This window comes from Luteitalea sp. (genome assembly GCA_009377605.1).
In the GTDB taxonomy this organism is placed as follows: domain Bacteria; phylum Acidobacteriota; class Vicinamibacteria; order Vicinamibacterales; family Vicinamibacteraceae; genus WHTT01.
In genome coordinates, this window is sequence record WHTT01000002.1 from 87,081 (window position 1) to 113,376 (window position 26,296).

Genomic DNA, 26,296 nt, shown 5'->3' on the forward strand with positions numbered 1-26,296 from the left:
CTCACATTGAAAGCGGCCCGAAGTGTGCCTCGTAACGCGTCTTGAAATCCTGCCACGTGTACGCATGACTCTGCGGGCCGAGGTGCTCGAGCGCATAGGTTGCCGCGACGCTGGCCAGCCGTCCACTCACCTCCCACGACGCCCCGATGGCAAGCCCTTTCATCAGGCCTCCACGAAACGCATCGCCCACGCCCGTGGGATCCACCACACGTTCCTCGGGAACCGCGGGAATGTCCAAGACCCGATCCGGCAGATGAATGCTCGACCCCTTCGCTCCCTTCGTGATCACCAGGGCCTCGCTCTTCTCCAGGATCTCCGCCTCACCGAGGCTGGTCTTCTGCCGAATGAGCTCGAACTCGTAGTCGTTGCAGATGACGATGCTCGCGCCGATGAGGCCCGCCTTGAGCTGCTCTCCACTCAATCGAGCGCACTGTTGGCCTGGGTCGAAGATATGACGGATCCCGAGCGCTCGGCACTCTTCGGCGTACTGAATCATCGCGTCTGGATCATTTGGCGAGATGATCGCCAGGTCGCAGTCGCGTGCCGTGCGAAATGAGAGCTCGCCGGCGTTGGCCATCGCCCCCGTATAGAACGACGCAATCTGATTGTTCTCGCGGTCCGTGCTGCAAAAGAACGATGCCGTGAACTTGCCCGGAATCTGCTTGATGAGCGAGGTCTCGATACCTGCGGCGTCGAGCCATTGCCGGTACTCTTCGAAGTCTTGGCCTGCGGTGCCCATCAGCATCGGCCGCTCACCGAGCAGCGCAAGGGTATACGCAATGTTGGGCGCGCAACCGCCGCGTCGCTTGTCCATGCGATCGACGAGAAAGCTCAAGCTGACTCGGGACAGGTGCTCCGGCAGGAAGTGCTCGGTGAAGCTGCCGGGAAACGACATCAGATAATCGTACGCGATCGAGCCGGTAACAATGATTTTCATTATGAGTAGTGGTCAGTGGCCAGTGGCCAGTGATCACTGTTGAAGATACTTTCCCACGATCGGCGCGAGCTTGGCCTTCGTCTCTGGAGGCACAGCACTCGGCTGGGTAATGATCGCCGAAGCGAGCGCGGTGCCGCAGCCACACGTGCGCGGCTCGGTAGCGAGCCGTTCGGTGGCACCTGCGATGACCTTCTGGGCCACGCGCGCATTCTGCAGCAGATTGCCCACCACCATGTCCACGGTCACCGCGTCATGGTCGGGATGCCAACAATCGTAGTCCGTGACCAGCGCAATCGTCACATAGCAGATCTCCGCCTCACGCGCGAGCTTGGCTTCCTGGAGGTTGGTCATGCCGATGACATCCATTCCCCACGAGCGATACAACAGCGACTCTGCGCGCGTCGAGAATTGTGGCCCCTCCATACAGACATATGTTCCCCCGCGGTGTGTCGTCACGTCCATGGCGGACGCCGCCCCCTCGACCACGCGGGCGAGGCGGTCACAGATCGGGTGTGCGAACGCCACGTGAGCAACCAAGCCGTCACCGAAGAAGGTGCTCACACGCCCCTTCGTCCGGTCGAAGAACTGATCTGGCAGCACGAGATCGAGCGGCTTGTACTCTGCCTTCAGGCTGCCAACGGCACTCGCGGAGAGAATCTCCTGCACGCCGAGCGTCTTGAAGCCATAAATGTTCGCCCGAAAGTTGAGCTCCGACGGCAGGAGCCGATGACCAACGCCGTGCCGAGACAAGAACGCGACGCGACGCCCGGCGAGCGTGCCCAGGATGTAGGGTCCGGATGGTGCCCCGAACGGTGTCTCGACTGGCACCTCTTCTCGATCCACCAACTCCGGCATCTCGTACAGACCACTTCCACCAATGATTCCAATCTCGACTGTCATGGGACGTTCGTTCGTGCTCCGCGGGGGGTCGGTAAGGCCAAATCGACAGGCACTATACCATACCGCAGGGTGAGCGGGTGGGGGTGAGGGGGTGAGGGGGTGACAGGGTGACAGGGTGACAGGGTGACGGGGTGACAGGGTGACAGGGGTGAAGGGGTGACAGGGTGACAGGGTGAAGGGGTGACAAGGTGACAAGGTGACAAGGTGACAAGGTGACAAGGTGATGGGCAGTTTCAGCGTGTGTGGCTAACGTCGAACGCCGCGGCAACGTCAACCACCGTCACCCCCTTCACCCCTTCACCCTGTCACCCCTTCACCCTGTCACCCTGTCACCCGTCCTTCCCTCCTTGAGCTCCACCAGCACCCCGTGCGTGCTCGACGGGTGAATGAAGGCAATCAGCGCGCCACCGGCACCAGGTCGCGGCTCCTCGTCAATCAGACGCACGCCGCGGCTCCGGAGGTCGGCCAGCGTCGCGCGGATGTCGTCCACCCGTAGCGCAACATGGTGCATGCCTGGTCCGCGCTTCTCGAGAAAGCCCGCCACCGGTGAGCTCGGCCCGAGAGGTTCGACGAGCTCCAACGAAGCGGATCCGGCTCGTAAGAAATGGACGCGCACACCCTGCGGCGGCACCTCCTCGGAGAGCTCGAGCTCCAGGCCAAGCGTGTCTCGGAAGAACGCGAAGGCCTGCTCCAGATCGCGGACGGCAATGCCGACGTGGTCAAGGACTGCTTTCATGCGAGGACATTACGAACGGCGTTGGCTCAACGCCCGCTGCACGATCTCGTCCACGGCGCCGTACGGATCCTGTGTCCGCTCGGCGATTCGCTCCACGTATCGATCCAGCTCGTTGGGCTCCAGCACATCGTGCTCGACATGCTGCCGCAAGCGATCCCCAAGCAGGTCACGCAGCCGAAAGGCCGCACGAGCGCGGGCGCGCGCCGGCGCCTGTGCAGCCGTGTGTGCGCGGAATCGCTCAACCGTTTGTGCCAGCTCCGCAACGCCGCGTCCGGTAACAGCCTCAGTGGTGACGACGGGCGGACGCCAGTCGCGCGGACCGAAGGACTGTAGGCCAAGCATTGCCTCGATCGTGGCCACGGTGCGATCCGCGCCCTCTCGGTCGGCCTTGTTCACGACGTAAATATCGCCAATTTCCATGATCCCAGCCTTGAGCGCCTGGATGTCATCGCCGGCCCCCGGCACGACGACCACGAGCGAGACATCGGCCGTACGGACGACGTCGACTTCATCCTGTCCGACGCCCACGGTCTCAATGAGCACCAGGTCACGCCCCGAGCCGTCCAAGAGAAGCGCCACGTCACTCGTCGCGCGCGCCAGACCGCCCAGGTGTCCGCGCGTGGCCATGCTCCGGATGTACACGCCAGGGTCACCGGCATGCTGTTGCATGCGCACACGGTCACCCAAGATGGCGCCGCCGGTGAAGGGGCTGGTGGGATCGACGGCAATGATGCCGACCGTTTGGCCCTGCTGCCGCAGCACCTCCGTGAGTCGATCCACCAGCGTGCTCTTCCCGGCGCCCGGTGGGCCCGTTACGCCAATCAAGTAGGCGCGTCCCGTGTGAGGAAACACCGCCCGGATCAGCGCATCACGCTCCGGGGCTTCGTCTTCGATGAGGCTAATCGCCCGCGCGAGCGCACGCGCGTCTCCGCTGATCAGCCGTTCGAAGAGAGAGTCACTCACGTCAGGAGCTGCCGAGCAATGACGAGCCGCTGTATCTCGCTCGTGCCTTCGCCAATTGTGAGGAGCTTGACGTCGCGATAGTACTTCTCGGCCGGATAGTCTTTGACGAAGCCGTAGCCCCCGTGGATCTGCACGCACTCCTCGGCGGCGCGGACGGCCATCTCGCTGGCGAACAACTTGGCCATCGCGGCTTCGCGCGTCATCCTGGCATCCCTGTCCTTGAGCCATGCCGCCCGATACGTGAGCAGCCGCGCCGCCTCGATGCGCGTGGCCATGTCGGCCAACTTCCACCGAATGGCCTGAAAGGATGCAATCGCGCGACCGAACTGTCGGCGCTCGAGCGCGTAGCGACGCGCGGCTTCGTACGCGCCCTGCGCCAGGCCGACCGACAGGGCGGCGATGCTGATGCGACCGGCGTCGAGCACCTGCAGGGCGTTGATGAAGCCCTCGCCTTGCTCGCCCAGGAGGTGATCGTGCGGCACGCGGCAGGCCTGGAACACGACCTCGCTCGTATCGCTGGCGCGCATGCCCAGCTTGTTCTCCTTCTTTCCGGCGGCCATCCCTGGCGCGCCTCGCTCGACGATGAACGCCGAGATGCCGCGATTACCGAGGGCACGATCGGTGACCGCCATGATGACGAGGAGACCGGCGATCGCGCCGTGCGTCATGAACGTCTTGGCGCCGTTGATCACCCAGCCATCATCGTCACGCGAGGCCACCGTACGCATGCCGGCGGCATCGCTTCCTGCGTCCGGCTCGGTCAGCCCCCACGCGCCGAGCCGCTCGCCCCGCGCAAGCGCAGGCACGAACCGGCGCCTCTGGGCCTCGGTGCCGAATCGGAACAGATGCGCTGTGCAAAGACCGTTGTGCGCCGCAACGCTGAGCGCAATCGCAGGATCGACACGCGCGAGCTCTTCGATGCAAATGCAGTAGTCCACGGCAGAGAGACCAGCGCCGCCGTAGTCCTCCGGAATCTGGATCCCCAGCAAGCCGAGCTCTGCGAGCCGCCCGAACAGCGCCGGCGGAAAGGCCTGGGCCTCATCCCACACCATCACGTGCGGTCGAATCTCGGCTTCGCCGAGCTCCCGCACGCTCCGGCGTAGCAACTGCTGTTCGTCACTGAGGCGAAAATCCATGGATTCGGTTTCAGGCCGCATCAGCGTGTGTATCCGACGCAGCCATGGCGCCTCTCCTGCGGGGCCTCAATCTTGCATGCCGGCAGAGCAACCCCCGTCTCTACAGCTGGCGGCGGGGGAAAGGACAACCATGCGTGATAATACCACCGTGAAATTGCGACACTTGTTTGCGCTGGTGCTCTTCTTCCTGGTTGCGAGCGAAGCCTCAGCGCGCGCCGACGCCACGATCTTTCTCGGCGCCAACACGACTCCGAACGCCAGAACGAACTGGGGGGCGGCGGTTGGAGGTGGATTCGTAATCGTCGGCTGGGAGATCGAATACAGCAGAACGAGTGAAGATGTCGAAGACGAGGCGCCCTCACTGACCACCACGACGGGCAACGTCTACTTGCAGACGCCGATTCCCATCGCCGGCATGCAGTTCTACGGCGCGCTCGGTTGGGGTTTCTATCGCGAACGGCTAAATGACGACGAAGGCACGAAGCTTCACCAAGAGACCAGCGTGACCTCGAACATCGGCGGCGGCGTGAAGGTCGGTCTTGCCGGCCCACTCCGGCTACGACTCGACTATCGCTACTTCACGTTGCACGGCGATCCGCTGTACGATCACGCACACCGCGTCTACGCCGGCGTGAACCTAGGCTTCTAAGCCTCGGCTCAACCACGAAGGGCACGAAGGTCACAAAGAATCAACCACGAAGAACACGAAGTTCACGAAGAAGAAAGCTCAATGGTTTTCTTCGTGAACTTCGTGTTCTTCGTGGTTGATTCTTCGTACCCCTTCGTGGTCAGCCCTTTCCGTCCTTCGTGGTTCGACCTCGTTCTCGGACCTCGAACTTCAAACCTTCACTTGCTGAACTCGAGGACCGACTCGAGCTCCATGGCGCCGGTCAGGCCGCCCTCTTTAAAGAGCGACGTGAACTCCCCGAAGAGCTTGTTGGCCTCTGAGGGGAACACCTCATAGACCAGCATCCCGGGGGCGTACTCGGTGTCTTTCACCACCGGGTGGACGATGAGGGTGTACTGAATCGACCCGTCAGGGCCAGGCTTGCTCGCCTTCAACAACCGCATCCCCTCCGCCTGCTGCTTCCGGCTCGGATTGTCGCTCTTCTGCATCGCCTCTTTGACTTTGTTCATCAGCTGCTCGAACTGCGTCACCTTGTCCGGGAGAACCGCGTAGAAGATGATCGCCGTGTCGCTCGTGAACGTTTGCTGTGGCGGCTGATCGGCGCCCGCCTTCTGACCAGGCTGCGACGGGGACGCCGGCTGCTCGGGCTGCCCCGGCTCGGTCGGCTGGGCAGGCTGCTGCGGGGGCTGCGTCGGCTCCTGATCCGGCGTTTGAGCCGCACTGGTGCTCTGGGCTTGGTCGCCCGTCTCGGTATGTGCTGAAAGACCCGCACCCAGGAACAGGCCCAGCGTCAGAGCGGCGGACGTACCGGCAGCACGGCGCAACCGCAAGTTAGTCGTCACACGCATTCTTGTCTCCTCCTACAGCATGAAGTCGCAGTGCGAGGTTGATACTCTACGTCAACGTCAGATCTTACACAAACCGCTGCAAGATCTCTGAACCTTGGCCACGGGCCAATCGCCCCACAAACAGAAAAACGAGAGCGAAAGTCGCCTTCGACCTGCTCCGGCCGAACGACTGTGCGACTCGCGATCTCGTTTCTCCAAAACGTGCCTGGGGACCAGAGGGTGCCTTCGCCGAACGCGCCCTCCCACCGGACGGGGAAAGGTAGCGACGCCTCGCCGACCTGTCTGCCCTCAGTTCCCTCCGCCGGCGGCGCCCGAGCCGAACTCGAAGACCGGAACGAACTCCATGACGCCGGTCATGCCGTCCTTCTTCACCAACGATTCGAAGTCCGAGAACAGCTTGTTCGCTTCGTCCGGGAACGCCTCATAGACGAGCATCCCGGGCTCGTACTCCGTGTCCTTCATCACCGGATGGACAATGACGGCGTACTGCACCGAGCCGTCCGGCGAGGGCTTGGCACTCTTCAGCAACCGCATCCCCTCGGCCTGCTGCTTCCGCGCCGGGTTCTCGCTCTTCTGCATGGCTTCCTTGACTTTGGTGAGCACCTGCTCGAACTGCTGTGTCTTATCAGCTAGAACCTGGTAGAAGATCATCACCGTATCGCTACTGAACGTCAGTTGCGGCGGCTTCGCCCCTTCCTGGCCCTGAGACTGTTGGCCGGGCTCCGCCGGCGCCGCAGGCTCCTGCCCCGGCTCGGTGGGCTGGGCAGGCTGCTGCGGCTCCTGACCAGCCGGCGGCTCCTGTCCGTCAGGCGCCTGGACGGTGGCGGGATCCTGTCCTTGGTCATTCGTCTGAGCCCGTGCCATTGTGCCCACACTTAGTAGTAGGCCCAGCGTTACGGCAACGGACGTGCCGGCAACGCGGCGTGCCGGCGGGTGATTGGTCAAACGCATTCTCGTTTTCCTCCTACACGGTGATGTTGCGATCGTGGGGGCGAGACACTCTACCCCAGCCGCAAGAGGCTACACAAACAGCTCCATGACTTCGTTTGCAATGAGCATGCCGGCGCGAGTGAGCCGGACGCAGGGCCATTCGAGGCGCAAATAACCCATTTCGAGGAACGGCTGCAGAGCCGCAGCGTAGCGTTGCTGAACATCGATACCATAACGTTCCCGGATTCGCGCGGTGTTTACACCACTCGTCAACCTCAAGGCCGTAATGATCGCTTCCGATCCCGCCACCTCGGACTCGAGCACCCGTCTCTCGACGGCCGTCGGCTGACCCGCCTCCACGCGCCGAACGTACTCCGCGGTGGACTGGACGTTCCACCAGCGTGTGCCCGCTCGCGTTCCATGTGCGCCACAGCCGAACGCGAGCCATTCGCCATCGGTCCAGTACTTCAGATTGTGGCGAGAGGCACGGCCCGGCCGTGCCACGTTCGAGATTTCGTACTGCTCGTAACCAGCGGCGTCGAGGTAAGCCAGGCCGTCCATGTACATCATGGCGGCGTCCTCGTCCGGCGCTTGGCTCCAACCGCCCCTCGCCATGTCCTCCTTGAGCGGAGCATTTGGGTACAGCTCCAACAAGTACAGCGAGGCGTGCTCCGGCTCGAGCTCGACGAGGGCACGAACCGATTCGAGCCAGTGCGCGACGGTTTGCTGGGGTAGCCACAGCATCAGATCGAGACTGATGTTGTCGAACCCAGCCGCGCGCGCGGTGTCGTACGCGGCGCGTGCTCGCGCGGCATCGTGGAGTCGGCCGAGCCGGCGCAGCTCTTCGTCTCGAAACGATTGCACGCCGTAGCTGAGGCGCGTGACGCCCGCCGCTTTGAACGCCGCCAGACGATCTTTCGACACGGTTTCCGGGTTCGCCTCGATCGTGATCTCCGCGTCGGCCGCGACACGAAACGCACGGCGGCATGCGTCGAGAATCGCCTCGAGCTCATGAGGCTCCAAGAGGGACGGCGTGCCACCGCCCAGGTAGATCGTATCGATCGGATCTGGCCCCCCCGCGCGACGGATCTCGTCAACGAGCGCCCGCACGTACCGCGCCTTGAGCGCCGCGTCCAGTAAACCGCGATTGAAGTTACAGTAATGACAGATCGCGCTGCAAAAGGGGACGTGGATGTACGCCCCTAAAGGCGCGGGGCCCGAGGGTGATGGGAGCACGGGGCAATTCGGTGACGGGGTGACAAGGTGAGGGGGTGACCAGGTGAGCGGGTGAGAGGCGATCCGCTGAGCGGGGTTGAAGTCGTGTGCGGTACCGCAGCTTTCGACGCTAGCCCACATACGCTGAAACAACCCCCATCACCTTGTCACCCCGTTCACCTTGTCACCCGTTACGACCCTGCCCGGCCACCTGGCCACTTGACGTCCAGCGGCTCTGCCGGTAGCTGTGCGCGGGTGGCGCGCAACTGCGCCCGAACTTGCGCGCTGGTGCGCGAAGGCAATCGTCTCAGCGTCGATTTTCGCATCTCCCACATCGTCCGCAAGCTTTCCTCGTCATCGGCATTGGGCGGACGCGGCTCGCGATAATCGAGCCCTTCGAGATGGACCGGCTCGCACATCTCGAGCAAGCGCGAGTACATGCGGAAGCCGATACGGGCGCGGAGCGAATCCGGATCGACCAGATCGCCCGTGTCGGGATAGTTCGACGTGAAGAGTGTCAGTCGCTGGTTACTGTAGCGGTTGTTGACGATGAGATTGAGAGTCTCGTCGACCCATTCGGACGTCTTTTCGGCGCCAAGGTCGTCCAGAACGAGCACCTGGCTCTCCATGACCGGCCGCAGCACCTCTGGCTCGGTGGCATGAACGCTCGAACCGTAGGTGCTGCGAATGAGACGCAAGAGATCGCGCGTGTCATAGAAGGTTGCACGCAACCCGTAGCGCAGCACGAGCTCGCGAAGCACACCGACGCTCAAGTGTGTCTTGCCGACACCCGGGGGACCGAGTAGCAACAACCCCTTCTCAGCCAGCGGCCCCTGGTCGACGAGCGTCCGCGCATGCTTGAGCGCGACACGCAGCCGTTCATTGTACGGGGTGAAGCTGTCGAGGGTACAGTGCTGATATCGTCGCGGCACATTCGCCTGCTCGTGCAACCGCATGGAGGCATCGCGCTTCCAGCACTCGCATCGCATCACGCGACGCACGCCGTCGATTTCCATCGGCCGCCAACCCGTGTCGTCGCAGAGTGGGCACGCCATGGGGACGATGATACAGCAGATCAAAATCAGTGACGAGTGACGAGTCACGAGCCGGCGCTTCGCGGCTCGTCACTCGTCACTCGTCACTTCTCAGTCCTGACCGTCTCGACATCAATGGTCGGTTGCGTCGATTGATCGGCGCGAGGTGCGGGTGGGGGGTGCGACGCGCGCACGAGCGTCGTTGGTGTGGAGCGGACAAGGGCCGTCGAGAGCCGCTGCTCCCAGTCACCCAGACCGCGCGCCAGCTCGCGCTTGACGTACTCCATGAACTCGTTGACCTCGTGCTGCATCTGCTCGATCCGCTCGCGCATGTTGAGGATGATCTCGACACCGGCGAGATTCACGCCGAGCTCGCGCGTGAGCGACAAGATGGTCTCGAGCCGCTCGAGGTCTTCGTCCGAATAGAGCCGCGTATTGCCTTCGGTCCGCGACGGCTTGAGGAGTCCTTCGCGCTCGTACAGACGGAGGGTCTGCGGGTGAATATCGTACCGCTTCGCCACCGCGCTAATCATGTAGTACGCCTTGCCGTGTTTGGCCATAGCTAGGTGCTATGCCCCTTCCTGCTCTCTTCGTTCCAAATCGACGCAAGCTCGCGCATGAGCGCACGCGCACGCTCATCGACCAGCGGCGGCAGCACGAGTCGGACGTGCACGATGAGATCCCCCCGGCGACCGAGCCGCAAGGAGTGCATCCCACGCTCGCGCACGCGAAACCGCTGGCCCCCCTGCGTGCCCGGCGGGATGCGCAGCATTGTGGTACCGTCCGGTGTGGGCACCTCCAGGCGCGCACCCAAGGCGGCCTCGTGCACGCCCACCGCGAGCTCCAGCGCCAAATCGTCCCCGTCGCGCTGAAACAGCTCGTGCGGCGCGACACGTACGCGCACCCGCAGGTCACCGCGCGGCCCACCGTAGCGCCCGGCATGTCCCTGGGCGCTCACGGTGATCTCGTCGCCGTCGGCAACGCCAGGCGACACGGGAACCTCCCTCGCGTGACTGCGCGTGATCACACCTTCGCCGTGGCACGCCTGGCAGCGCGCCGCTCGCTGGTACCCATCACCATGGCACTGTGAGCACGTCTTGGAAAACACCATGTGCCCACGAGCCCCACGGACGATGCCCTCACCACGACACCTCGGGCAAACGGCTTCGGGCACCGCGATCCAGCCCGCACCAAAGCAGGCATCACATGGGTCGTGGCGTGTCACGGTGACCGAGTGCTGGCCGCCGGCGGAGGCTGTCTCGAAGGGCGCGGTGATCTCCACGTGCAGATCGGCCCCGCGCTCCGGTGCCCTGGCAGAGCCTCGCTGCTGCGGCCGAAACATGTCCGCAAACAGCTCACCAAACGTCGAGGCTGCCATCCCCTCCGCCGACGCGCTGAAGTCGAAGCGCTCGAACGCAAACGTCACCCCGCCCGCCTGCGCCAACATCGCGTCCCCGCGCTGGTCGTACTCGCGCCGCTGATTCGGATCGCTCAAAATCTCGTACGCGAGGGTCACGACGCGAAAGCGCACTGCCGCCGCCTCATCACCCGGATTGATGTTGGGATGATACCGGCGAGCAAGCCGACGATATGCCCGGCGCACATCCGTGAGCGTTGCGTCCGCCGGCACCCCGAGGATGGCATACAGGTTCATGACAATCAGTGGCCACTGACCACTACTCGGGTCGGGCCTACTTCTCGTCGACGACCTCGGCGTCGATGACCTCCCCATCGCCGCGGTCTGTGGCACCGCCGGCACCCGGGCCGGCATCACCACCAGGCGTGTCCGCCGGCCCGGCCGTCTGCTGATACAGATGTGACGCGAGCGCGTGCTGTGCCTGAGTCAGACGCTCCATGGCTTTGTTCGTCGCGGCGACGTCGTTGGCCTCGAGCGCCTTCTTGACGTCGTTGATGGCCGCTTCGACCGTCGCGCGATCCGCAGCGGGCACCTTGTCACCCGCATCCTGCAACGCGCGCTCGGCGACATAGACGGCCTGGTCGGCACGATTGCGGGTCTCCGCCTCGTCACGCCGCGCCTTGTCCTCTTCGACGTGGAGCTCCGCATCCTGGCGCATCCGCTCGACCTCGTCCTTGCTGAGGCCGCTCGATGCGGTAATGGTGATCTTCTGCTCTTTGCCGGTCGCGCGATCCTTCGCCGAGACGTTGACGATGCCGTTCGCGTCGATGTCGAAGGTCACCTCGACCTGTGGCACGCCACGCGGCGCTGGCGGGATGCCGTCCAGGATGAACCGTCCCAGCGCTCGATTATCACGCGCCATCTGACGCTCGCCCTGCAACACGTGCACCTCGACGCTCGTTTGACTGTCGGCCGCTGTCGAGAAGACCTCGCTCTTGCGAGTCGGAATCGTCGTGTTCCGCGAGATCAGCGTCGTCATGACGCCGCCCAGCGTTTCGATGCCCAAAGACAGTGGCGTCACGTCGAGCAGGAGCAGATCCTTCACCTCCCCGCCCAGGACGCCTGCCTGGACCCCCGCCCCGACCGCCACGACCTCGTCCGGATTCACGCCTTTGTGTGGCTCTTTGCCGAACAGCTCCTTGACGATCTGGTTCACGCGTGGAATGCGCGTGGAGCCACCCACGAGGACGACCTCGTCGATGGCGGACGGCTGGAGTCCTGAATCGGCCAGCGCCTGCTTGCACGGGCCAACCGTCTTCTGCAGCAGGTCATCGACGAGCGACTCGAACTTCGCCCGCGTGAGCTTCATCGAGAGATGTTTGGGCCCGGTTTGATCCGCCGTGATGAAGGGCAGGTTGACCTCGGTCTCCATCAACGTCGACAGCTCCATCTTGGCCTTCTCGGCCGCTTCCTTCAATCGCTGGAGCGCCATACGGTCCTTGCCGAGATCGATGCCTTCGGCCTTCTTGAACTCGGTGATGATCCAATCGATGATGCGCTGGTCGAGGTTGTCGCCGCCGAGGTGCGTGTCACCGTTGGTCGCCTTGACCTCGACAACGCCTTCGCCCACCTCGAGAATCGAGATGTCGAACGTGCCGCCGCCGAAGTCGTAGACCGCAATCTTCTCGTCCTTCTTCTTGTCGAGGCCATACGCAAGCGCCGCGGCCGTCGGCTCGTTGACGATCCGTACGACCTCGAGACCGGCAATCTCGCCGGCTTCCTTCGTCGCTTGGCGCTGCGCATCGTTGAAGTAGGCAGGCACGGTAAGGACGGCCCTCGCGACCGGCTGTCCGAGATAGTCCTCCGCCGCCTGCTTCAGCTTCTGCAGCACCATGGCCGAGATCTGCGGCGGCGCCCACTTCTGAGCCCCAGCGTCGATACGCACGTCCTGCCCCAGGGGCGCCACCTTGTACGGCACCATCTTCATCTCTTCCGAGACTTCGTCGTACCGACGGCCCATGAAGCGCTTGATGGAGAACACCGTGTTCTCCGGGTTGGTGACCGCCTGCCGTTTGGCCACCTGGCCGACGAGACGCTCACCCGACTTGGTGAACGCCACGACCGACGGGGTCAGCCGACTCCCTTCCTGATTGGTGACAACGGTCGGCTCGCCGCCCTCCATGACCGCCACCACCGAGTTGGTTGTACCCAAGTCGATGCCAATGATCTTGCTCATAGCTATTGATCCTCGCTCCTCTGTGACTACCCGAGAAGGCACGGCTCAGCGTGCCCGCCGTTGGCGCGGCGCAGGCTCGGGCGTGGGCCGGCCACGCCCTCGGGCGCTCACCGGAGGTCCCATTAACATAGCGACTAGCATAAAATATGAGTGTCATCCTGTCAATGCCATCCCTCGCCACGGCCACCGTCGGCGGCAGGCCGTTGCACGGCGCGTTCGGCGAGCGTCAGTCCTCCGCACGAGATTTCCCTGAACGCTCTCGCTTTTCTGCTACACTGAACCTGTCAGCCTGCCTGAGTACACGTCGAGGGCTTCATGCGTCCCCGTGCCCTTCTATCTCTGTCACTAGGATCCGTCGTTTGTCTGGCCGCCCTGTTGGCGCTCGGGCTCGAGGCTCCAGCCTTCGCTCAGCTCCGAGACAGCGGGGCAATCGAGCAGGGCGACGGCGTTCCTCGTGTGGACGAGTACACGCAGGAACCGGTGTCCGTGGATGTGCCACCGCCATCCGTTTCAGACGTCGATGGCAGCGCGAGGCTGGTGCGCCGCGGCGAAGAGGAGTCGGTGTCCATCGGCAGTCCGTTGCTCGCCGGCGACTCGATTGCGACCGACAGAGGTCGCGTCGAGCTTGTCTGGGGGAACGGCAGCATCCTGTCGCTGGACGAGGGTTCTCGCGTCGATCTCTTGTCGGACGATCTGGTTCGTCTGGTCGCGGGTGGCCTCCGCGTGGAGCTCGCACTACGCGACCGCACCGAGCAGAACGGGCGAGCCGCTCCGTTCCGTGTCGATACCCCTGACGTCACCGTCCAGATGCAGGACGGGGGCGACTACCGTATCGATGCAACGGGGAACGAGCGAGCCGGCGAAACGATGGTCGCGGTGCTCCGCGGAGAAGTCGACGTCGTTCGTGATGGCGATCAGGTGACGCTGATCGCTGGCGAGCGCGTCGTGGCGCGTGCCGATGAGCCGCTGGCGCCCATGACGTACAACGTGGCACGCTTCGACGCCTTCGACACGTGGGTGGATGCGCGCCAGCGTAATCGCCAGGACAGTGCCTCGGCGGAGCACCTGCCGTCCGAGCTCGAACCCTATGGGCCGTCGTTCGACACACACGGCACCTGGCGCCGCGACCCCACATATGGCTCGGTCTGGTACCCACGCGCGTCTTCCGGTTGGCGTCCGTATTTCGATGGTGGATGGCGCTATTACCCAACATACGGGTGGACCTGGATCGTTGGGTCACGGTGGGGCTGGGTCACACATCACTACGGACGCTGGGGCGTCGGTGTTGGCGGCGCCTGGTTCTGGATTCCTGCGCGACGTTGGTCGGGGGCTTGGGTCTCCTGGGCCTGGACACCGAGCTATGTCGGCTGGAGCCCGCTTGGCTGGAACGGACGGCCGCTCTACGCGTTTGGCTCGTGGCGCTCCGGGTACGTTCGTGGGCACCGGCGCGGATATCGTGATGGATACTTCGACGGCCGGCACGCCTGGAGCGTCGTCCGCTGGGACCACTTCGGGCACCGGCGCTTGGATCGCCGGTACGCGGTGCGGGTGACGGACGTCGATTGGAGTCGCTCGCGCGTGACGGCAGGCCGTCGGTTGCCGCGTGCGGTCACGCGAAGCTATGCATCGCGCTCGGTGGCCGTACGCCGCGGCACGGGAACAGCTGTCCGTCGTGACCGGATCGTCTCGTCCTCTGCAGCCGCGCGCAGGTCGAGCGCGCGTGGCTCGTACGTGGCCGCGCCGCGCAACTCAGAGCGGGCGCGCACGCGCGCTGCGCGTGAGTCGGCGGTAGTGAGCGGCCGCCGCGCACAGCCACGCGCGCCGAACGCCGTGTCATCGACACTGGAACGGTCCCGCAGGATGGACAGCTCGCAGTCTCGGGACCTCGCACGGCGTCGCGCCGTCCCGAGGGCGGACCGAACGGTCTCGCCGACGCCGTCGTCTCGTGAGAGGCGGGGCACGGACAGACTCGATCGGCCCAGCGCAGCTTCTGAGCGGCGTAGCCTGCGGCGGGCGGTGCCTCGAGCCGCACCAGACACGCGGGTCGAGGCACGCTCCCGGGCGCGCTCGGCGTCACCGTCGCCACGGGGATCGTCGCGGGCGCGCTCGGCGTCACCGTCGCCACGGGGATCGTCGCAGGTGCGCTCGGCACCGCGGTCACGTGAGGCGGCAAGGGCGCGGTCCGCTCCGCCGCGCCAGTCCAAGGCGGAAGGCAACCGGGGCGGCAGCGAACGCCGGGCCGTCCGGCGGAAGAGGTAGGAGGCTAGGGTCAAGGGATCAAGGGATCCTCGATCCCTTGATCCCTGATTAAGAGATGACAAATCACGTCATTCGTGCAGCGCGTCAACTGACGATTGCTTTGGCGTTCGTGATTGCGATTGCCCTCGGCGCCGCCTGCGGCGTTCTCTTCGTCTACGCAGGCGACCTGCCGCAGATCTCGGCGCTCGACGACCAGGCGCTTCCAACGATCTCGCGTATCTACGCGACCGATAACAAAGTAATTGGCGAGTTCGCCACCGAACGGCGTGTCATCGTCCGCTACGACCAAATCCCACCGGTGCTCAGAAACGCCATCGTTGCCGCGGAGGATTCCGGCTTTTTCACACACATCGGATTGAGCATCCCCAGCATCGTCGTAGCACTCATCAGGGACATCATCAAGCGGGAGCTGTATGCCGGTGGAAGCACGCTCTCGCAGCAGCTTGCCCGACAGCTCTTCCTCACGCTCGAAAAGACCTGGGAGCGAAAGATCAAAGAGGCCATCCTGGCCATTCAGATTGAGAAGCGGTACACGAAGGAAGAAATCTTCACGATGTACTGCAACAAGATGTACTTCGGGCATGGCGCACACGGCGTCGAGCAAGCGTCGCGGCTGTATTTCGACAAGTCCGCGAAAGATCTGAACCTCGAAGAAGCGGCGCTCATTGCCGGTATCCTCCAAGGAAACGTTCGCCAGAGCCCCTACGTGAACATGCGGGCCGCCGTGTGGCGACGCAACTACACGCTGCAGCGCATGGCAGACGAAGGGTTCATCACGCACGCACAAGCGGATGCGAGCAAGAAGAAGCCGATCGTCACACGCGGCGGCCTGCAGCGGCCCGACTCGCCTGCACCGTATTTCGTGGAAGAGGTTCGCCAAGCGCTGGAGGCAGAGTACGGCGCCAAGCAACTCTACGAAAACGGACTGCAGGTTCACACGTCGCTCGATCTGGAGCTCCAAGAGGCTGCGACGCAAGCGCTCGGGGCCGGCCTCGCGCGTCTCAACAAGGGCCGTAAGGATCCCGCCGTTGAAGGCGCGGTGCTCGCGCTGCACAATGACACGGGTCAGGTGCTCGCGATGGTTGGCGGCTCGGATTTCGATCGCACGAAGTTCAACCGCGCCGTTCAAGCCAAGCGACAGATCGGATCCACCTTCAAGCCAATCGTCTACACCGCTGCGGTGGATCGCGGCTATACCGCGCGTTCCCAGCTGAAAGATGAGCCCGTCTGGTACATGGTGGGCCCGGGACAGCCGCTCTATGCTCCCGAGAACTACGACCACCAGTACGAGGGGGTGGTGACGCTTCGCCGTGCGATCGAGCAGTCACGGAACGTGCCGACAGTTGGCTTGATGCACGACCTCGGCCCGCGCCAGGTGGCAGACTACGCGCGCCGGCTGGGCTTCGCGTCAGAGGTCCGCCCGTATCTCTCGAGCGCGCTCGGGTCGAGTGAAGCGACCTTGCTGGAAGTCGTGAACGCGTTCTCGGTGTTCCCCAACCAGGGCGTACGCATGCAGCCGTACTCTGTCCTGCGGATAGCCGATCGGTCAGGAAGCGTGCTGCAGGAGAACCGGCCGGAGCCGCATGCCGCCATCCGGGCGGACACCGCGTATGTCATGTTGAGCCTGCTCCAGGGCGTCACGGCCCGGGGGACGGCGGCACGCGCCTCATCGCTTGGCTGGCCGCTCGGAGGGAAGACCGGAACGACCAACGACTATACGGACGCCTGGATGGTTGGCTTCGACCCCGACATCACGGTTGGCGTCTGGGTGGGCTACGACGCCAAGAAGAAGCTCGGGGCCTCCATGACCGGTTCGGTCGCGGCGCTGCCCATATGGCTCGATGTGATGAAAGCACACGTCGCACGGCACAAGGGCCAGCCCAAGCCAGCGTTCGCCTCGCCGGGCAACATCGTGTTCGTTCAGCTCGATAACGGCGTCCGCGAAGCCTTCATCGCGGGCACGCAGCCAGGCGCAGCGTTCGGAGAAACTGGCGGGTGACAAGGCTAACCACGAAGGACGCGAAGGATCAACCACGAAGGACACGAAGCTCACGAAGAAAGAAAATTCAAATCAAAGACTTCATGCTCTTCGTGTTCGTCAGACTTCGTGCTCTTCGTGTTCTTCGTGGTTGAATCTTCTTCGTGTCCTTCCTGGTTAAATCCTTCGCGTCCTTCGTGGTTATCCCTAGTCTTCGTCGCCAGCCCCTACCGCCTCGAGCGTCCCGCTAGCCCGCGCCATCAAATAGGACTTGATGTACTCGTCAAGATCGCCGTCCAGCACTCGCGTCACGTCGCCGACCTGGTACTTGGTGCGATGGTCCTTCACCATTTGGTATGGATGCAGGACGTAGCTGCGAATCTGGCTGCCAAACGCAATCTCCTTCTTCTCTCCCCCGATCCGACTGAGCTCCGCTTGTTGATCCTTGAGCTTGAGATCGTAGAGCCGGGCCTTCAGCACTTTCATGGCCGAGGAACGATTCTTGTGCTGTGACCGCTCGTTTTGGCAGGAGACGACGATGCCCGTGGGAAAGTGGGTGATGCGGACGGCTGAGTCCGTGACATTGACATGCTGACCACCTGCGCCACTCGATCGAAACGTATCGATGCGAAGATCGTTCTCGTCGATCTCGATGCCCACGTCCTCGGGCAGCTCCGGCCAGATATACAACGACGCGAATGACGTGTGCCGTCGCGCGGCGGCGTCGAACGGCGAGATACGGACCAGACGATGGACACCTGCCTCGGCCGACAGGAGACCGTAGGCGAACTCTCCCGTGATGGCCACGGTCGCGCTCTTGATACCCGCCTCTTCGCCAGGTTGCAGGTCGAGCACCTCTCGCGTGAAGCCGCGCCGCTCGGCCCAGCGCAAGTACATTCGCAGCAGCATCTCCGCCCAATCCTGCGACTCGGTCCCGCCAGCGCCGGGGTGAATGCTGATGATGGCATTCTTGCGGTCGTGCTCGCCGCCGAGCATCTTCTTGATTTCGCCCGCTTCGACCTCGGTTTCGAGCTCGTCCAGGACGCGCTCGACATCGGCGCCCACGTCCTCGCCGTGCTCGAGCCACTCGACCAGCACGCCCAAGTCGTCACTCCGCCTCTTCAGCGACGTCACGAGCGCAAGATCCTGCTCGAGGCGACGCCGGCGCTGTAGCACCTTCTGCGCTTCGGCTTGGTCCTTCCAGAAATCGGGCACGCCAACGCGGTCTTCTAACCGCGACAACTCTTGCTCGAGCTTTGCAGCGTCAAAGATAGCTCCTGAGACCGGCGGCCCGTGTGAGGAGCTCTTCGTAACGTCGAACCAGATCTTCAGGACTAACAGGCATGATTGCAATCCTCGGGATAGCGCGTTTTCTCAATCTCCGTACGCAGCGCGCGGCTTGACGCTGATGACGACCACGAGCGCCGTGAGCAACAGACAAGCATACGCGAAAAGGTCGCCGATACGCGAATACAACGTTCTGTCTGTGATGAGGCGTACCTCGCCGACAGCCACTCTGGGCTGAAAGAGCGGTGTCCGCGTCACAACGCGGCCGTACGGATCCACGATTCCGCTGATACCCGTGTTCGCGGCACGGACCAGATACCGTCCCTGCTCGATGGATCGCAGCCGTGCTTGCTCGAAGTGCTGATAGGGAGCAGAGCTGTCGCCGTACCACGCATCATTCGTGATCGTCGTCAGGAGCTCGCTCCCGCGCACAACAGCCTCTCGCACGAGCGGCGGGAAGATGATCTCGTAGCAGATAGCGGTCGAGACCCGCCCCCTCCTGATCGGTAGGAGCGTTACCGCCTCCCCCGGTGTGAAATCTCCGACACCTTCGACCAGCGGACGGGCGAAGAAGAGCAGCTGTCGAAAGGGCACGTACTCACCGAAAGGCACCAGATGCATCTTGCGATAGACGGGCGTCTCGTTTACGGCACGCGGCGACACCATGAATGCCGCATTGTAGTAGCGGGGCGTTGTACCGTCGCCACGCACGACCTCGCTACTGCCAATCAGCATGTCCGCGCCACCCTCCGACGCCACCTCGGCGATCAGCCGTCGCCCAACGGGGTCTTCCTCCAGCATGAAGGGCGTCGAGGATTCCGGCCACACGACCAACGTCGCGCCATCCCGTACCGCTTGTCGGCTCATCCTGAGATAACGATCGAAGATCTCCACGGCATGAGCCCGGTCCCACTTCTGATCCTGCGGCACGTTGCCTTGGACGATGCCTACCATGAGCCGCTGTCCCTTTGCGGTCCACTCATTGGACGCGATGCGCGCCCGTCCCCAGAGTGCGACGAACAAGACGACGACGCCGACGAGGCCAAGAGCGGCCCAGGCGTGGCGCTTCCGTGAGCAGACGACCCAGGCCAGCGCCGCACTACTCGCGGCTGCCAGCCCCGAGAGGCCGTAGACCCCGGTCACGCTGGCGAGCTGCGCTATCGACAGCACGTCGGTTTGGCTATAGCCGAGCAGCACCCACGGAAAACCGCTCAGTAAGACGCCTCGCATCCACTCGCTGGCCACCCAGACGGCGGGCGCCGTCAAACAGGCTACCGCTGTGCCCGACGCCACAGCCACTCGCGCGACGATGAGCGCGAACGCAGCAGGAAACAGTGCGAGATAGGCCACGAGCAGAGCGGCAAGGAGGATGGACACGATCCGTGACAATTCGCCATAAACGGCGAGCACATCGGCAGTCCAATAAATCGTCCCCGCAAAGTACGCAAAGCCCGTGACGAGGCCCAACATCCACGCTCGCAGACTGGACTCACGGGCCCACACCGCCGGCGACGCCACGCTGACGAGCAGCGGTGTCAAGGCGATCCACGCAAAGACTGGATGACCAAACTTGGGGAAGCTGAGTGTCAGGAGTAGGCCCGACAGGAGGGCCAACGCCGCGTCCCAGTGAGTGCGCGCATGGATCGAGCCGCCCCGGGCGCGATTGGCTGGGGTAGGAGAAGGATGCCGAGGCCGCAACTCATGCCGCGGCTCAGCGGGAGGGGACTCTAACGCGTAATCCAGGGCTTCAACCGCTCTTCTTGGGCCAGTCGACGCATCACGCGCTCGGCATCCGCCCGGTCGCTGTAGTTCCCGACACGTACGCGGTACATTTGCGCGCCCCCACCGGAAGGTCCGACGAGAAACGCAAGATACCCTTTGGATTGCAGACGCTTAGCAACGGCTTCCGCTTCGTCGCGCTTGCTGAGCGCTGCGACCTGGACCGTCCAATTGCCGGACCCACTCTCGGCCGATGTTTTCGTTGGGACCGGCTTGGCCGATTTTCCGGTGGCGCTGTCAGCCAGTGTCGCGGGCGTCGAGGGTGAAGGCGCTTCCTCGGACGCTTCCGTCGCCGGTTCCTCTTCGGCATCGGTGGCGGGTGTCTCGGCGGGCTTCGACTCGGCCCGCTCGGGCTTATCAGGCGCCGGCTTTTCAGGGGCCGGCTTTTCAGGGGCCGGCTCTTCCGAGGGCGCAGGCTTGACTTCTGCGCGCGGTTTCAACTCCTCGGCTGGCGGCTGCGGGTCGGCAAGACGGTCGGGATAGCTGAGCCCCGCCTCCGACGTTGGCTGCGTCTCGGCCGGGGAGGGTATCGAGGCATCGGCAGCGGCACCACCTGCGCCCCCTGCCGCCGACGAGCCCGACTCGCCGCCAGCCTGCAGCGCGGCGTCCGACGCCATGCCGCTGGCCTCGGTATCTCCCGGCACTCCGCGCCCAACGAGGACGCCGCAGAGGAAGATCACGATCGAAACGACCGTGGTCGCCATGAACAGGAACACGAGCTGCTTCCCGCTCAGTTGAATCTCGTGGAAGCCGTCATCCTGTGGGTCGTACGCCATACGCGAAACCTCGCGTTATTCTATCACTTAGCGCGGTTCATCCGTGCGCGCAGCACGGCGCCTTCCTCGGAGGTGGGATCCAGCTGCAAGGCTCGCTCGACGTGCTCCCGCGCCCCGCCCGAGTCGCCCGACTCCACGAGCACCGTGGCGAGCGCAATCCGCGCAGCCGCACTGTCGCGACTCCAAATCGAAATCTTTAGACTGTCGATGGCCTCTCGCAGCCGGCCCGCCTGCGTTAACGCTCGTCCGAGCCACAAATGGGTGGAGGCCTCGTACGGCTCCAGATACAGCGCCTTCCGGAGCTCCGCTAGAGCCTCGCGATTGTGCTGCTGCTCGTAGAAGCGCCGCCCGCGATCGCGGTGGAAGCGCGCAAGCTCGGCATGCTCCTCCTGACTCGCCTGGACCACGACGCTGTCCAAGAGGCGCGTCGGCACGTCGTCGAGCCCTTCGCTCAGGCGCTCGAGACCGCCTGGCACGGGATTGCCCGTCCCGCCACTGGCCTGGCGTTCCCACTGGACGTACGTGGATGACAGCTGCCGGGCAAGCTCCCGTTCACGCGCCGCCTCCGTGGCTCGGCCACTCTCGTCCAACGCCGCGGCGAGCACGTAATGGGCGTCGCCGTCGGCGGGGTTCCGCCGGACCACTTCGCGCAGCCAATAGATGGCGGCCTGCATGTCGCGCTCGAGCCAGAAGGCATACCCTAGATTGAAGAAGAAGTCGGCGTTCTCGGGCTGGAGCTTTGCCGCCTTGCTGAAATATGCGGTGGGCGTTTCGGTCTCGGGCGGAGGCGTCTCACGCCGTACCTGGACGATGCCAAGGTCGTTATAGAGTGCCGCCGTGGGCTGCGCCCCCAGAAGGTCCTTCAACGCGCCAATGGCGTCGTCGTAGCGAGAGAGCGAGATGAGGGAGCGGGCCGCCAGAAATCGAGCGTGGCGGGCGAGCCGCGAGTGGCCAGGCACCGCGGTGGCGGTTTCGAGCGCGCGCTCGTGATCCTGCTGCTCCGTGTACACGTCCCACAGGGCAATCTGGGCGCGCGCATACCCGGGATGACGCTTGAGCGTCGCTTCGAGGAACTTCGCGCGCGTCTCGGGACTCTCCGCAATCAGCCCCTTGATGTAGGACTCGAACGCGTCCAGCGGCGGCGGTGCATCAGGTCCTGACGACTGGGTAATGGACGGCTCCACGGCCCGGCCAACCAGCCGTCGAACCACCCGCTCGGTGATCGCGAAAAGGTCTGACACCGGACCCCGCTCGACAATCTCCGGCTCTGCGCGACCAGAGTCAACGTCCAGGCTCCTGGTGCGGACGATCAAGCGTTCCTGGTCGAGCTCGATTGTCCCGGTGACGAGACTGGCGGCACCCACCACCTCTGCGACACGCACGACGGTGGCGTAGCTCAAGCGCGCTCCCGTCGGCAACTGCATGCCCTCCAAGATGCGAGCCCGTTCGCGCCCGCTGTACGTCGGTCGACCGGCCCTCCTGAGGCCGTCGGCGACCAGCGTGGCAACCCCCTCGCCCAGCCAGACGAGGCGGGGATCGTCGCCCGCTCCCTCGAAGGCAACGACGAGGTCGTGGCCCATGTCCGCCGGAACAGTTAGGTTCGGCGCCGCAAGAGCGCACGTGCCGGCGGGCGTGACGAGGTAGGCCGCAAGCAGCCCCAATGCGCTCGCGACGGTCCGAAGAGAGCCCACTCTACCAATCCGGATCACGAAACATTCTCCCCTGCTTGGATCAGACGACCGTGCTCCGCAGGCTGCTGCCGTGGCACGTCGGTCGCCGTACGGTCGCCGACAGTTATTGTCAATGTGCAACAGCCGGCACCCATGGCGCGGCAGGTGACGATGGACACGGTGCAGTGAAAACGGTCGAGTCGAAACAGATGCTCGATGGCGTCGGCGTAGTAAGCGCACAAGGGTGCGCCGGACACGCGGCGCACCTCGCAAAATACCGAGCCGGCGAGCTCAATCACCGGCACCTGGCCACGCATGCGAACCGTCAGGCGCCCTTCGCGTGAGGTCGTTCCGACGAGCTGACTCGCCAGGCGCAGCAGCCTGCGAATGCGGAACGCGCGCGGCACCAGCCGTTGGCCGAGGACCCGCGTCGACCAAGGGAGATCATCGTAGGTCCACTGGGCGGCGTACCGACCGGCAGTCTTCACGACTTCGCGGTACGCGTGTCCCTCCTGTCGGAGAAAGCTCAGAACGGCGGAGACCGAAGCGACGCTCAGCTCGCTCTTCCGCCAATTGAAGGGCTTCAGCCAGGTCTCGTAGAACTCGAGCTGCAGCGGCAGGCAGTCGGCGATCGCCTGGTGGATGCTCGCCGCGACGAGACGGTCGATTCTCCCTTCACCCATTCTTTGATAGTGTTACGACGACCACAGTACGTAGCGAGGGGCCCCTTCGACAAGCTCAGGGCCCGCTCGCACGCGCGGCTCGAGGGCCGCGCGCTACGTACGAGACCAATGTGCTGCTGGCAATCCGCCCTTGGTTGACAGGCCCAGCGATCACCCGACAAACGACTGGGACGCAGCGATCCTGGCCGGCGGCCGGAGCCGTCGGCTCGGCGGCTGCGACAAGGCGCAGCTGCTCGTCGGCGGCACGCGGGTGATCGATCGACTCGTTGCGGCCATCGGCCCGCACGTTCGGCATCTGGCAATTGTGACGAACGTGCCGGGAGCCTATCCAGAGTTGGGGCTGCCTGCGATTGCCGACCGGCTGCCGGGCCGCGGCGTGCTGGCCGGCATCGAGGCGGCGCTGGCGGCAAGCGACGCCTCGCAGCTGCTCGTCGTGGCGTGCGATATGCCCTTTCTCCACAGCGCGTTCGTGGCGGATTTGATGTGCGCCGGGCGCGATGCCCCAATCGCGGTGCCTCGAGCGCCTGACGGCCGTTATCCCGTCTGCGCCTCGATTGCGCGGACATGTCACGAGACGGTCCGCGAGCTGCTCGAGGCTGGCCACTTGTCGTTCCGCGATTTGCTCGGCTCGCTGCAGGTCCACGAGCTCGAGCCAGAGGCGCTTCGCAAGCATGACCCGGACGGTGTGCTCCTGCTCAACGTCAACACACCGTTCGACTACGCGCGCGCCTTGACCGCGTGCGGACCTGATTGGCGGGCATCGTACCCGCATGACGCAACGTGAGTCAAACCATTCGAAGGGCCGTTTCCTGTTTCCTGTTTCCCGTTTCCCGAATCCTGATTCCCGATTCCTGATTCCATGATCCTACCGATTCAACAGCAGATTCGCGTCCGGCTCACGGAACTGCTCAGGCGCCGGTACGAGCTCTCCGCCAACGACCTTCCTGCGCTGGTTATCGAAGCGCCGCCACGACGCGCGTTCGGCGATCTTGCCCTGCCCGTGGCATTCGAGCTGGCGCGCCGGCTCAAGCGGCCACCGCGCGTGATCGCTCAGGAGATCGTCGATACGCTCGGCCCCCTCGACGGCATCGCCCGCGCTGTCGCCGCACCCAACGGCTACGTGAACGTATTCCTCGATCGGGCCATCCTCCTGCGAGCCGGCCTGGCCAGCGCTACGGAGCCCACCTCGTCCTCCAGCGCCGTCCCCCAGGTCAAGACGATTGTCGAGCACACGTCCATCAACCCCAACAAGGCGGCCCATATCGGCCATCTCCGCAACGCAGCAATTGGCGACACGCTCGTGCGCCTCCTCCGCTTCCTTGGTGCTCCCGTCGAGGTGCACAACTACATCGACGACACCGGCGTACAAGTCGCAGATGTCGTCGTCGGCTTTCGTGAGCTGGAACAGAAGACGCTCGTCGATGTTCGCCGGTTGGCGGAGGAAGCGCGGTTCGACTATTACTGCTGGGATCTCTATGCGCGGGTGACCGAATGGTACGAGGAGGATCGCGCGCGCCTCGCGAAGCGCTCGGCCACGCTTCACGCCATCGAGCACGGCGGGGGTGACGCGCCAGCCATGGCCGCCTTCATCGCGGAACACATTGTCCGTGCGCACCTGCGGACGATGGGGCGGCTCGGCGTCGACTATGACCTGCTGACGTGGGAAGGCGACATTCTGCGCCTGAAGTTTTGGGCGACCGCATTTGAAACGTTGAAACGAGAGGGCGTGATCTTCCTGCAGCAGGAGGGGCGTCTTGTCGGCTGTTGGGTCATGCGCATCGACGAGGACGTCGACACGAACGTGAGCCCCGGCGAGGTAGATGCGGCAGACCTCTACGCCGACCAAGCTCGCGTTGACGACGCTCAGGATGAAGCGGAGACGCGTGAGAAGGTGATCGTGCGCTCGGACGGCACCGTCACGTATGTCGGCAAGGACATCGCGTATCAATTCTGGAAGTTCGGGCTGCTCGGAGCGGACTTCAACTATCGACCATTCGCTTCCCGCCTCGACAGCGGCACGGTGTGGGCCACGGCAACAGCGCCGACGAGTGGTGCCACGTCGCCATCGTTTGGTGGCGCAGCAATCGCATACAACGTGATCGATACGCGTCAGTCCTATCTGCAGAAGCTGCTCAAGCAAGCATTGAAGACGATGGGGCACGTGCGGGAGGCGGAGCGGTCCATTCATTTCGCCTATGAGATGGTGGCGCTGTCGCACCGCACGGCCCGCGAGCTCGGCTACCAGGCCAGCGACGAGGGCAAGCCATTCGTCGAGGTGTCTGGCCGCAAAGGACGGGGCGTCAAAGCGGATGACCTCCTCGATCGCCTCGTTCAAAAAGCAGCCGAGGAAGTAACGCGACGTAACCCCGGCTTCTCCGCCGAGGATGTCCGGCGGACTGCAGAGGTCATCGGGGTCGCGGCTCTGCGCTATTTCATGGTCAAGTTCTCGCGCACCAAGATCATTACGTTCGACATAGACGAGGCGCTCAGCTTCGAGGGTGAGAGCGGGCCTTACGTGCAGTACGCGGTCGTTCGGGCCAACAACATCTTCAACAAGCTGCGCGACCGGGACGGTGTGACTGAAGACGACATTGCCGATTCGATCCAGGCGACGCCGGCCACCGTGCTGGAAAGCGGATCGGAGGCCGACGAGCTGTGGGATCTCGTGCTCGCTTCTGCTCGCTTGGACGAAGTGGTGGAGCAAGCGTTACGAACGCTCGAGCTCTCGGTCTTGGCGAAGTATGCGTTCTCGGTCGCGCAGATGTTCAACGCCTGGTACCACAAGTATCCCATCCTCAACGAAGAGCAACCGGAACGACGCATCTGGCGCGCCGCCGCCGCCAGCTACTTCCGGCGCCAAATGACACGCGCCCTCGAGCTGATGGGCGCCGCCGTGCCGCCGCGCATGTGAAAACCACGAAACCGCACGCCCGACCTAAAGGTC

General features: G+C 64.1%; 22 protein-coding genes. 5 read left to right on the top strand and 17 right to left on the bottom strand.

Annotation, left to right across the window (positions count from 1 at the left end):
* Position 1: 1 nt before the first annotated feature.
* From GEV06_01120 to GEV06_01140, 5 genes are all read right to left on the bottom strand, one after another.
* Positions 2–937, bottom strand: coding sequence for a carbohydrate kinase family protein (locus GEV06_01120; GenBank protein ID MPZ16505.1), 936 nt, complete (start codon positions 935–937; stop codon positions 2–4).
* A gap of 33 nt (positions 938–970) precedes the next feature.
* Entirely contained in the window at positions 971–1,837 is an 867-nt protein-coding gene (mtnP, locus tag GEV06_01125) for an S-methyl-5'-thioadenosine phosphorylase (protein MPZ16506.1), read from the bottom strand.
* Positions 1,838–2,150: 313 nt separating this feature from the next.
* Positions 2,151–2,573, bottom strand: a complete 423-nt coding sequence (gene mce, locus GEV06_01130; GenBank protein ID MPZ16507.1) for a methylmalonyl-CoA epimerase — start codon at positions 2,571–2,573, stop codon at positions 2,151–2,153.
* Between the two features lie 9 nt (positions 2,574–2,582).
* Entirely contained in the window at positions 2,583–3,536 is a 954-nt protein-coding gene (gene meaB / locus GEV06_01135; GenBank protein MPZ16508.1) for a methylmalonyl Co-A mutase-associated GTPase MeaB, read from the bottom strand.
* Positions 3,533–4,672, bottom strand: coding sequence for an acyl-CoA dehydrogenase (locus GEV06_01140; protein MPZ16509.1), 1,140 nt, complete (start codon positions 4,670–4,672; stop codon positions 3,533–3,535). The genes meaB and GEV06_01140 overlap by 4 nt, the downstream gene beginning before the upstream one ends.
* Between GEV06_01140 and GEV06_01145 the strand changes: the two genes are divergently transcribed.
* Positions 4,671–5,321: an outer membrane beta-barrel protein gene (locus GEV06_01145; protein ID MPZ16510.1), complete on the top strand. Its 651-nt coding sequence runs from the start codon at positions 4,671–4,673 to the stop codon at positions 5,319–5,321. The genes GEV06_01140 and GEV06_01145 overlap by 2 nt on opposite strands.
* A gap of 197 nt (positions 5,322–5,518) precedes the next feature.
* Here GEV06_01145 and GEV06_01150 read toward each other — a convergent pair whose 3' ends face one another.
* From GEV06_01150 to dnaK, 7 genes are all read right to left on the bottom strand, one after another.
* The gene (locus GEV06_01150) at positions 5,519–6,148 is read right to left on the bottom strand and encodes a hypothetical protein (GenBank protein ID MPZ16511.1); all 630 of its coding nucleotides are present in this window, start codon (positions 6,146–6,148) and stop codon (positions 5,519–5,521) included.
* 288 nt (positions 6,149–6,436) lie between these two features.
* Positions 6,437–7,012: a hypothetical protein gene (locus GEV06_01155; GenBank protein ID MPZ16512.1), complete on the bottom strand. Its 576-nt coding sequence runs from the start codon at positions 7,010–7,012 to the stop codon at positions 6,437–6,439.
* 156 nt (positions 7,013–7,168) lie between these two features.
* Complete coding sequence (hemW, locus tag GEV06_01160) at positions 7,169–8,434, bottom strand: radical SAM family heme chaperone HemW (protein MPZ16513.1); 1,266 nt, start codon at positions 8,432–8,434, stop codon at positions 7,169–7,171.
* Between the two features lie 50 nt (positions 8,435–8,484).
* Positions 8,485–9,348 (bottom strand): AAA domain-containing protein, encoded by an 864-nt coding sequence (locus tag GEV06_01165; GenBank protein ID MPZ16514.1) that lies wholly within the window; start codon positions 9,346–9,348, stop codon positions 8,485–8,487.
* Positions 9,349–9,431: 83 nt separating this feature from the next.
* Positions 9,432–9,887, bottom strand: coding sequence for a MerR family transcriptional regulator (locus tag GEV06_01170; GenBank protein MPZ16515.1), 456 nt, complete (start codon positions 9,885–9,887; stop codon positions 9,432–9,434).
* Between the two features lie 2 nt (positions 9,888–9,889).
* Complete coding sequence (locus tag GEV06_01175) at positions 9,890–11,101, bottom strand: DnaJ domain-containing protein (protein ID MPZ16516.1); 1,212 nt, start codon at positions 11,099–11,101, stop codon at positions 9,890–9,892.
* The gene (dnaK, locus tag GEV06_01180) at positions 11,019–12,920 is read right to left on the bottom strand and encodes a molecular chaperone DnaK (protein MPZ16517.1); all 1,902 of its coding nucleotides are present in this window, start codon (positions 12,918–12,920) and stop codon (positions 11,019–11,021) included. Before dnaK ends, GEV06_01175 begins: the two co-directional genes overlap by 83 nt.
* 315 nt (positions 12,921–13,235) lie before the next feature.
* Between dnaK and GEV06_01185 the strand changes: the two genes are divergently transcribed.
* Together GEV06_01185 and GEV06_01190 are read left to right on the top strand one after the other, a co-directional pair.
* Positions 13,236–15,179 carry a hypothetical protein gene (locus GEV06_01185; protein MPZ16518.1) on the top strand — a complete coding sequence of 648 codons (1,944 nt, stop codon included), beginning with the start codon at positions 13,236–13,238 and terminating at the stop codon, positions 15,177–15,179.
* Positions 15,180–15,234: 55 nt separating this feature from the next.
* Complete coding sequence (locus GEV06_01190; protein MPZ16519.1) at positions 15,235–17,178, top strand: PBP1A family penicillin-binding protein; 1,944 nt, start codon at positions 15,235–15,237, stop codon at positions 17,176–17,178.
* Between the two features lie 186 nt (positions 17,179–17,364).
* Here the strand turns inward: GEV06_01190 and GEV06_01195 are convergent.
* The 5 genes from GEV06_01195 to GEV06_01215 form a co-directional block, all read right to left on the bottom strand.
* Positions 17,365–18,502 (bottom strand): peptide chain release factor 2 gene (locus tag GEV06_01195; protein ID MPZ16520.1). Its coding sequence is split into 2 segments (ribosomal slippage): positions 17,365–18,426 and positions 18,428–18,502, totalling 1,137 coding nucleotides; the frame shifts between segments, so codons are not numbered across the junction.
* 29 nt (positions 18,503–18,531) lie between these two features.
* Positions 18,532–20,058, bottom strand: a complete 1,527-nt coding sequence (gene lnt / locus GEV06_01200) for an apolipoprotein N-acyltransferase (GenBank protein MPZ16521.1) — start codon at positions 20,056–20,058, stop codon at positions 18,532–18,534.
* 113 nt (positions 20,059–20,171) lie between these two features.
* A complete protein-coding gene (locus tag GEV06_01205; protein ID MPZ16522.1) occupies positions 20,172–20,999 on the bottom strand; it encodes a hypothetical protein in 828 nt (275 codons plus the stop codon).
* A 23-nt stretch (positions 21,000–21,022) separates the two neighbouring features.
* On the bottom strand, positions 21,023–22,690 hold the full coding sequence (locus tag GEV06_01210) for a tetratricopeptide repeat protein (GenBank protein ID MPZ16523.1): 1,668 nt from the start codon (positions 22,688–22,690) through the stop codon (positions 21,023–21,025).
* 14 nt (positions 22,691–22,704) lie between these two features.
* The gene (locus tag GEV06_01215; GenBank protein MPZ16524.1) at positions 22,705–23,352 is read right to left on the bottom strand and encodes a hypothetical protein; all 648 of its coding nucleotides are present in this window, start codon (positions 23,350–23,352) and stop codon (positions 22,705–22,707) included.
* Positions 23,353–23,482: 130 nt separating this feature from the next.
* Between GEV06_01215 and GEV06_01220 the strand changes: the two genes are divergently transcribed.
* Together GEV06_01220 and argS are read left to right on the top strand one after the other, a co-directional pair.
* Entirely contained in the window at positions 23,483–24,136 is a 654-nt protein-coding gene (locus tag GEV06_01220; GenBank protein MPZ16525.1) for an NTP transferase domain-containing protein, read from the top strand.
* A 75-nt stretch (positions 24,137–24,211) separates the two neighbouring features.
* Positions 24,212–26,263: an arginine--tRNA ligase gene (gene argS, locus GEV06_01225; protein ID MPZ16526.1), complete on the top strand. Its 2,052-nt coding sequence runs from the start codon at positions 24,212–24,214 to the stop codon at positions 26,261–26,263.
* Positions 26,264–26,296 lie beyond the last annotated feature (33 nt).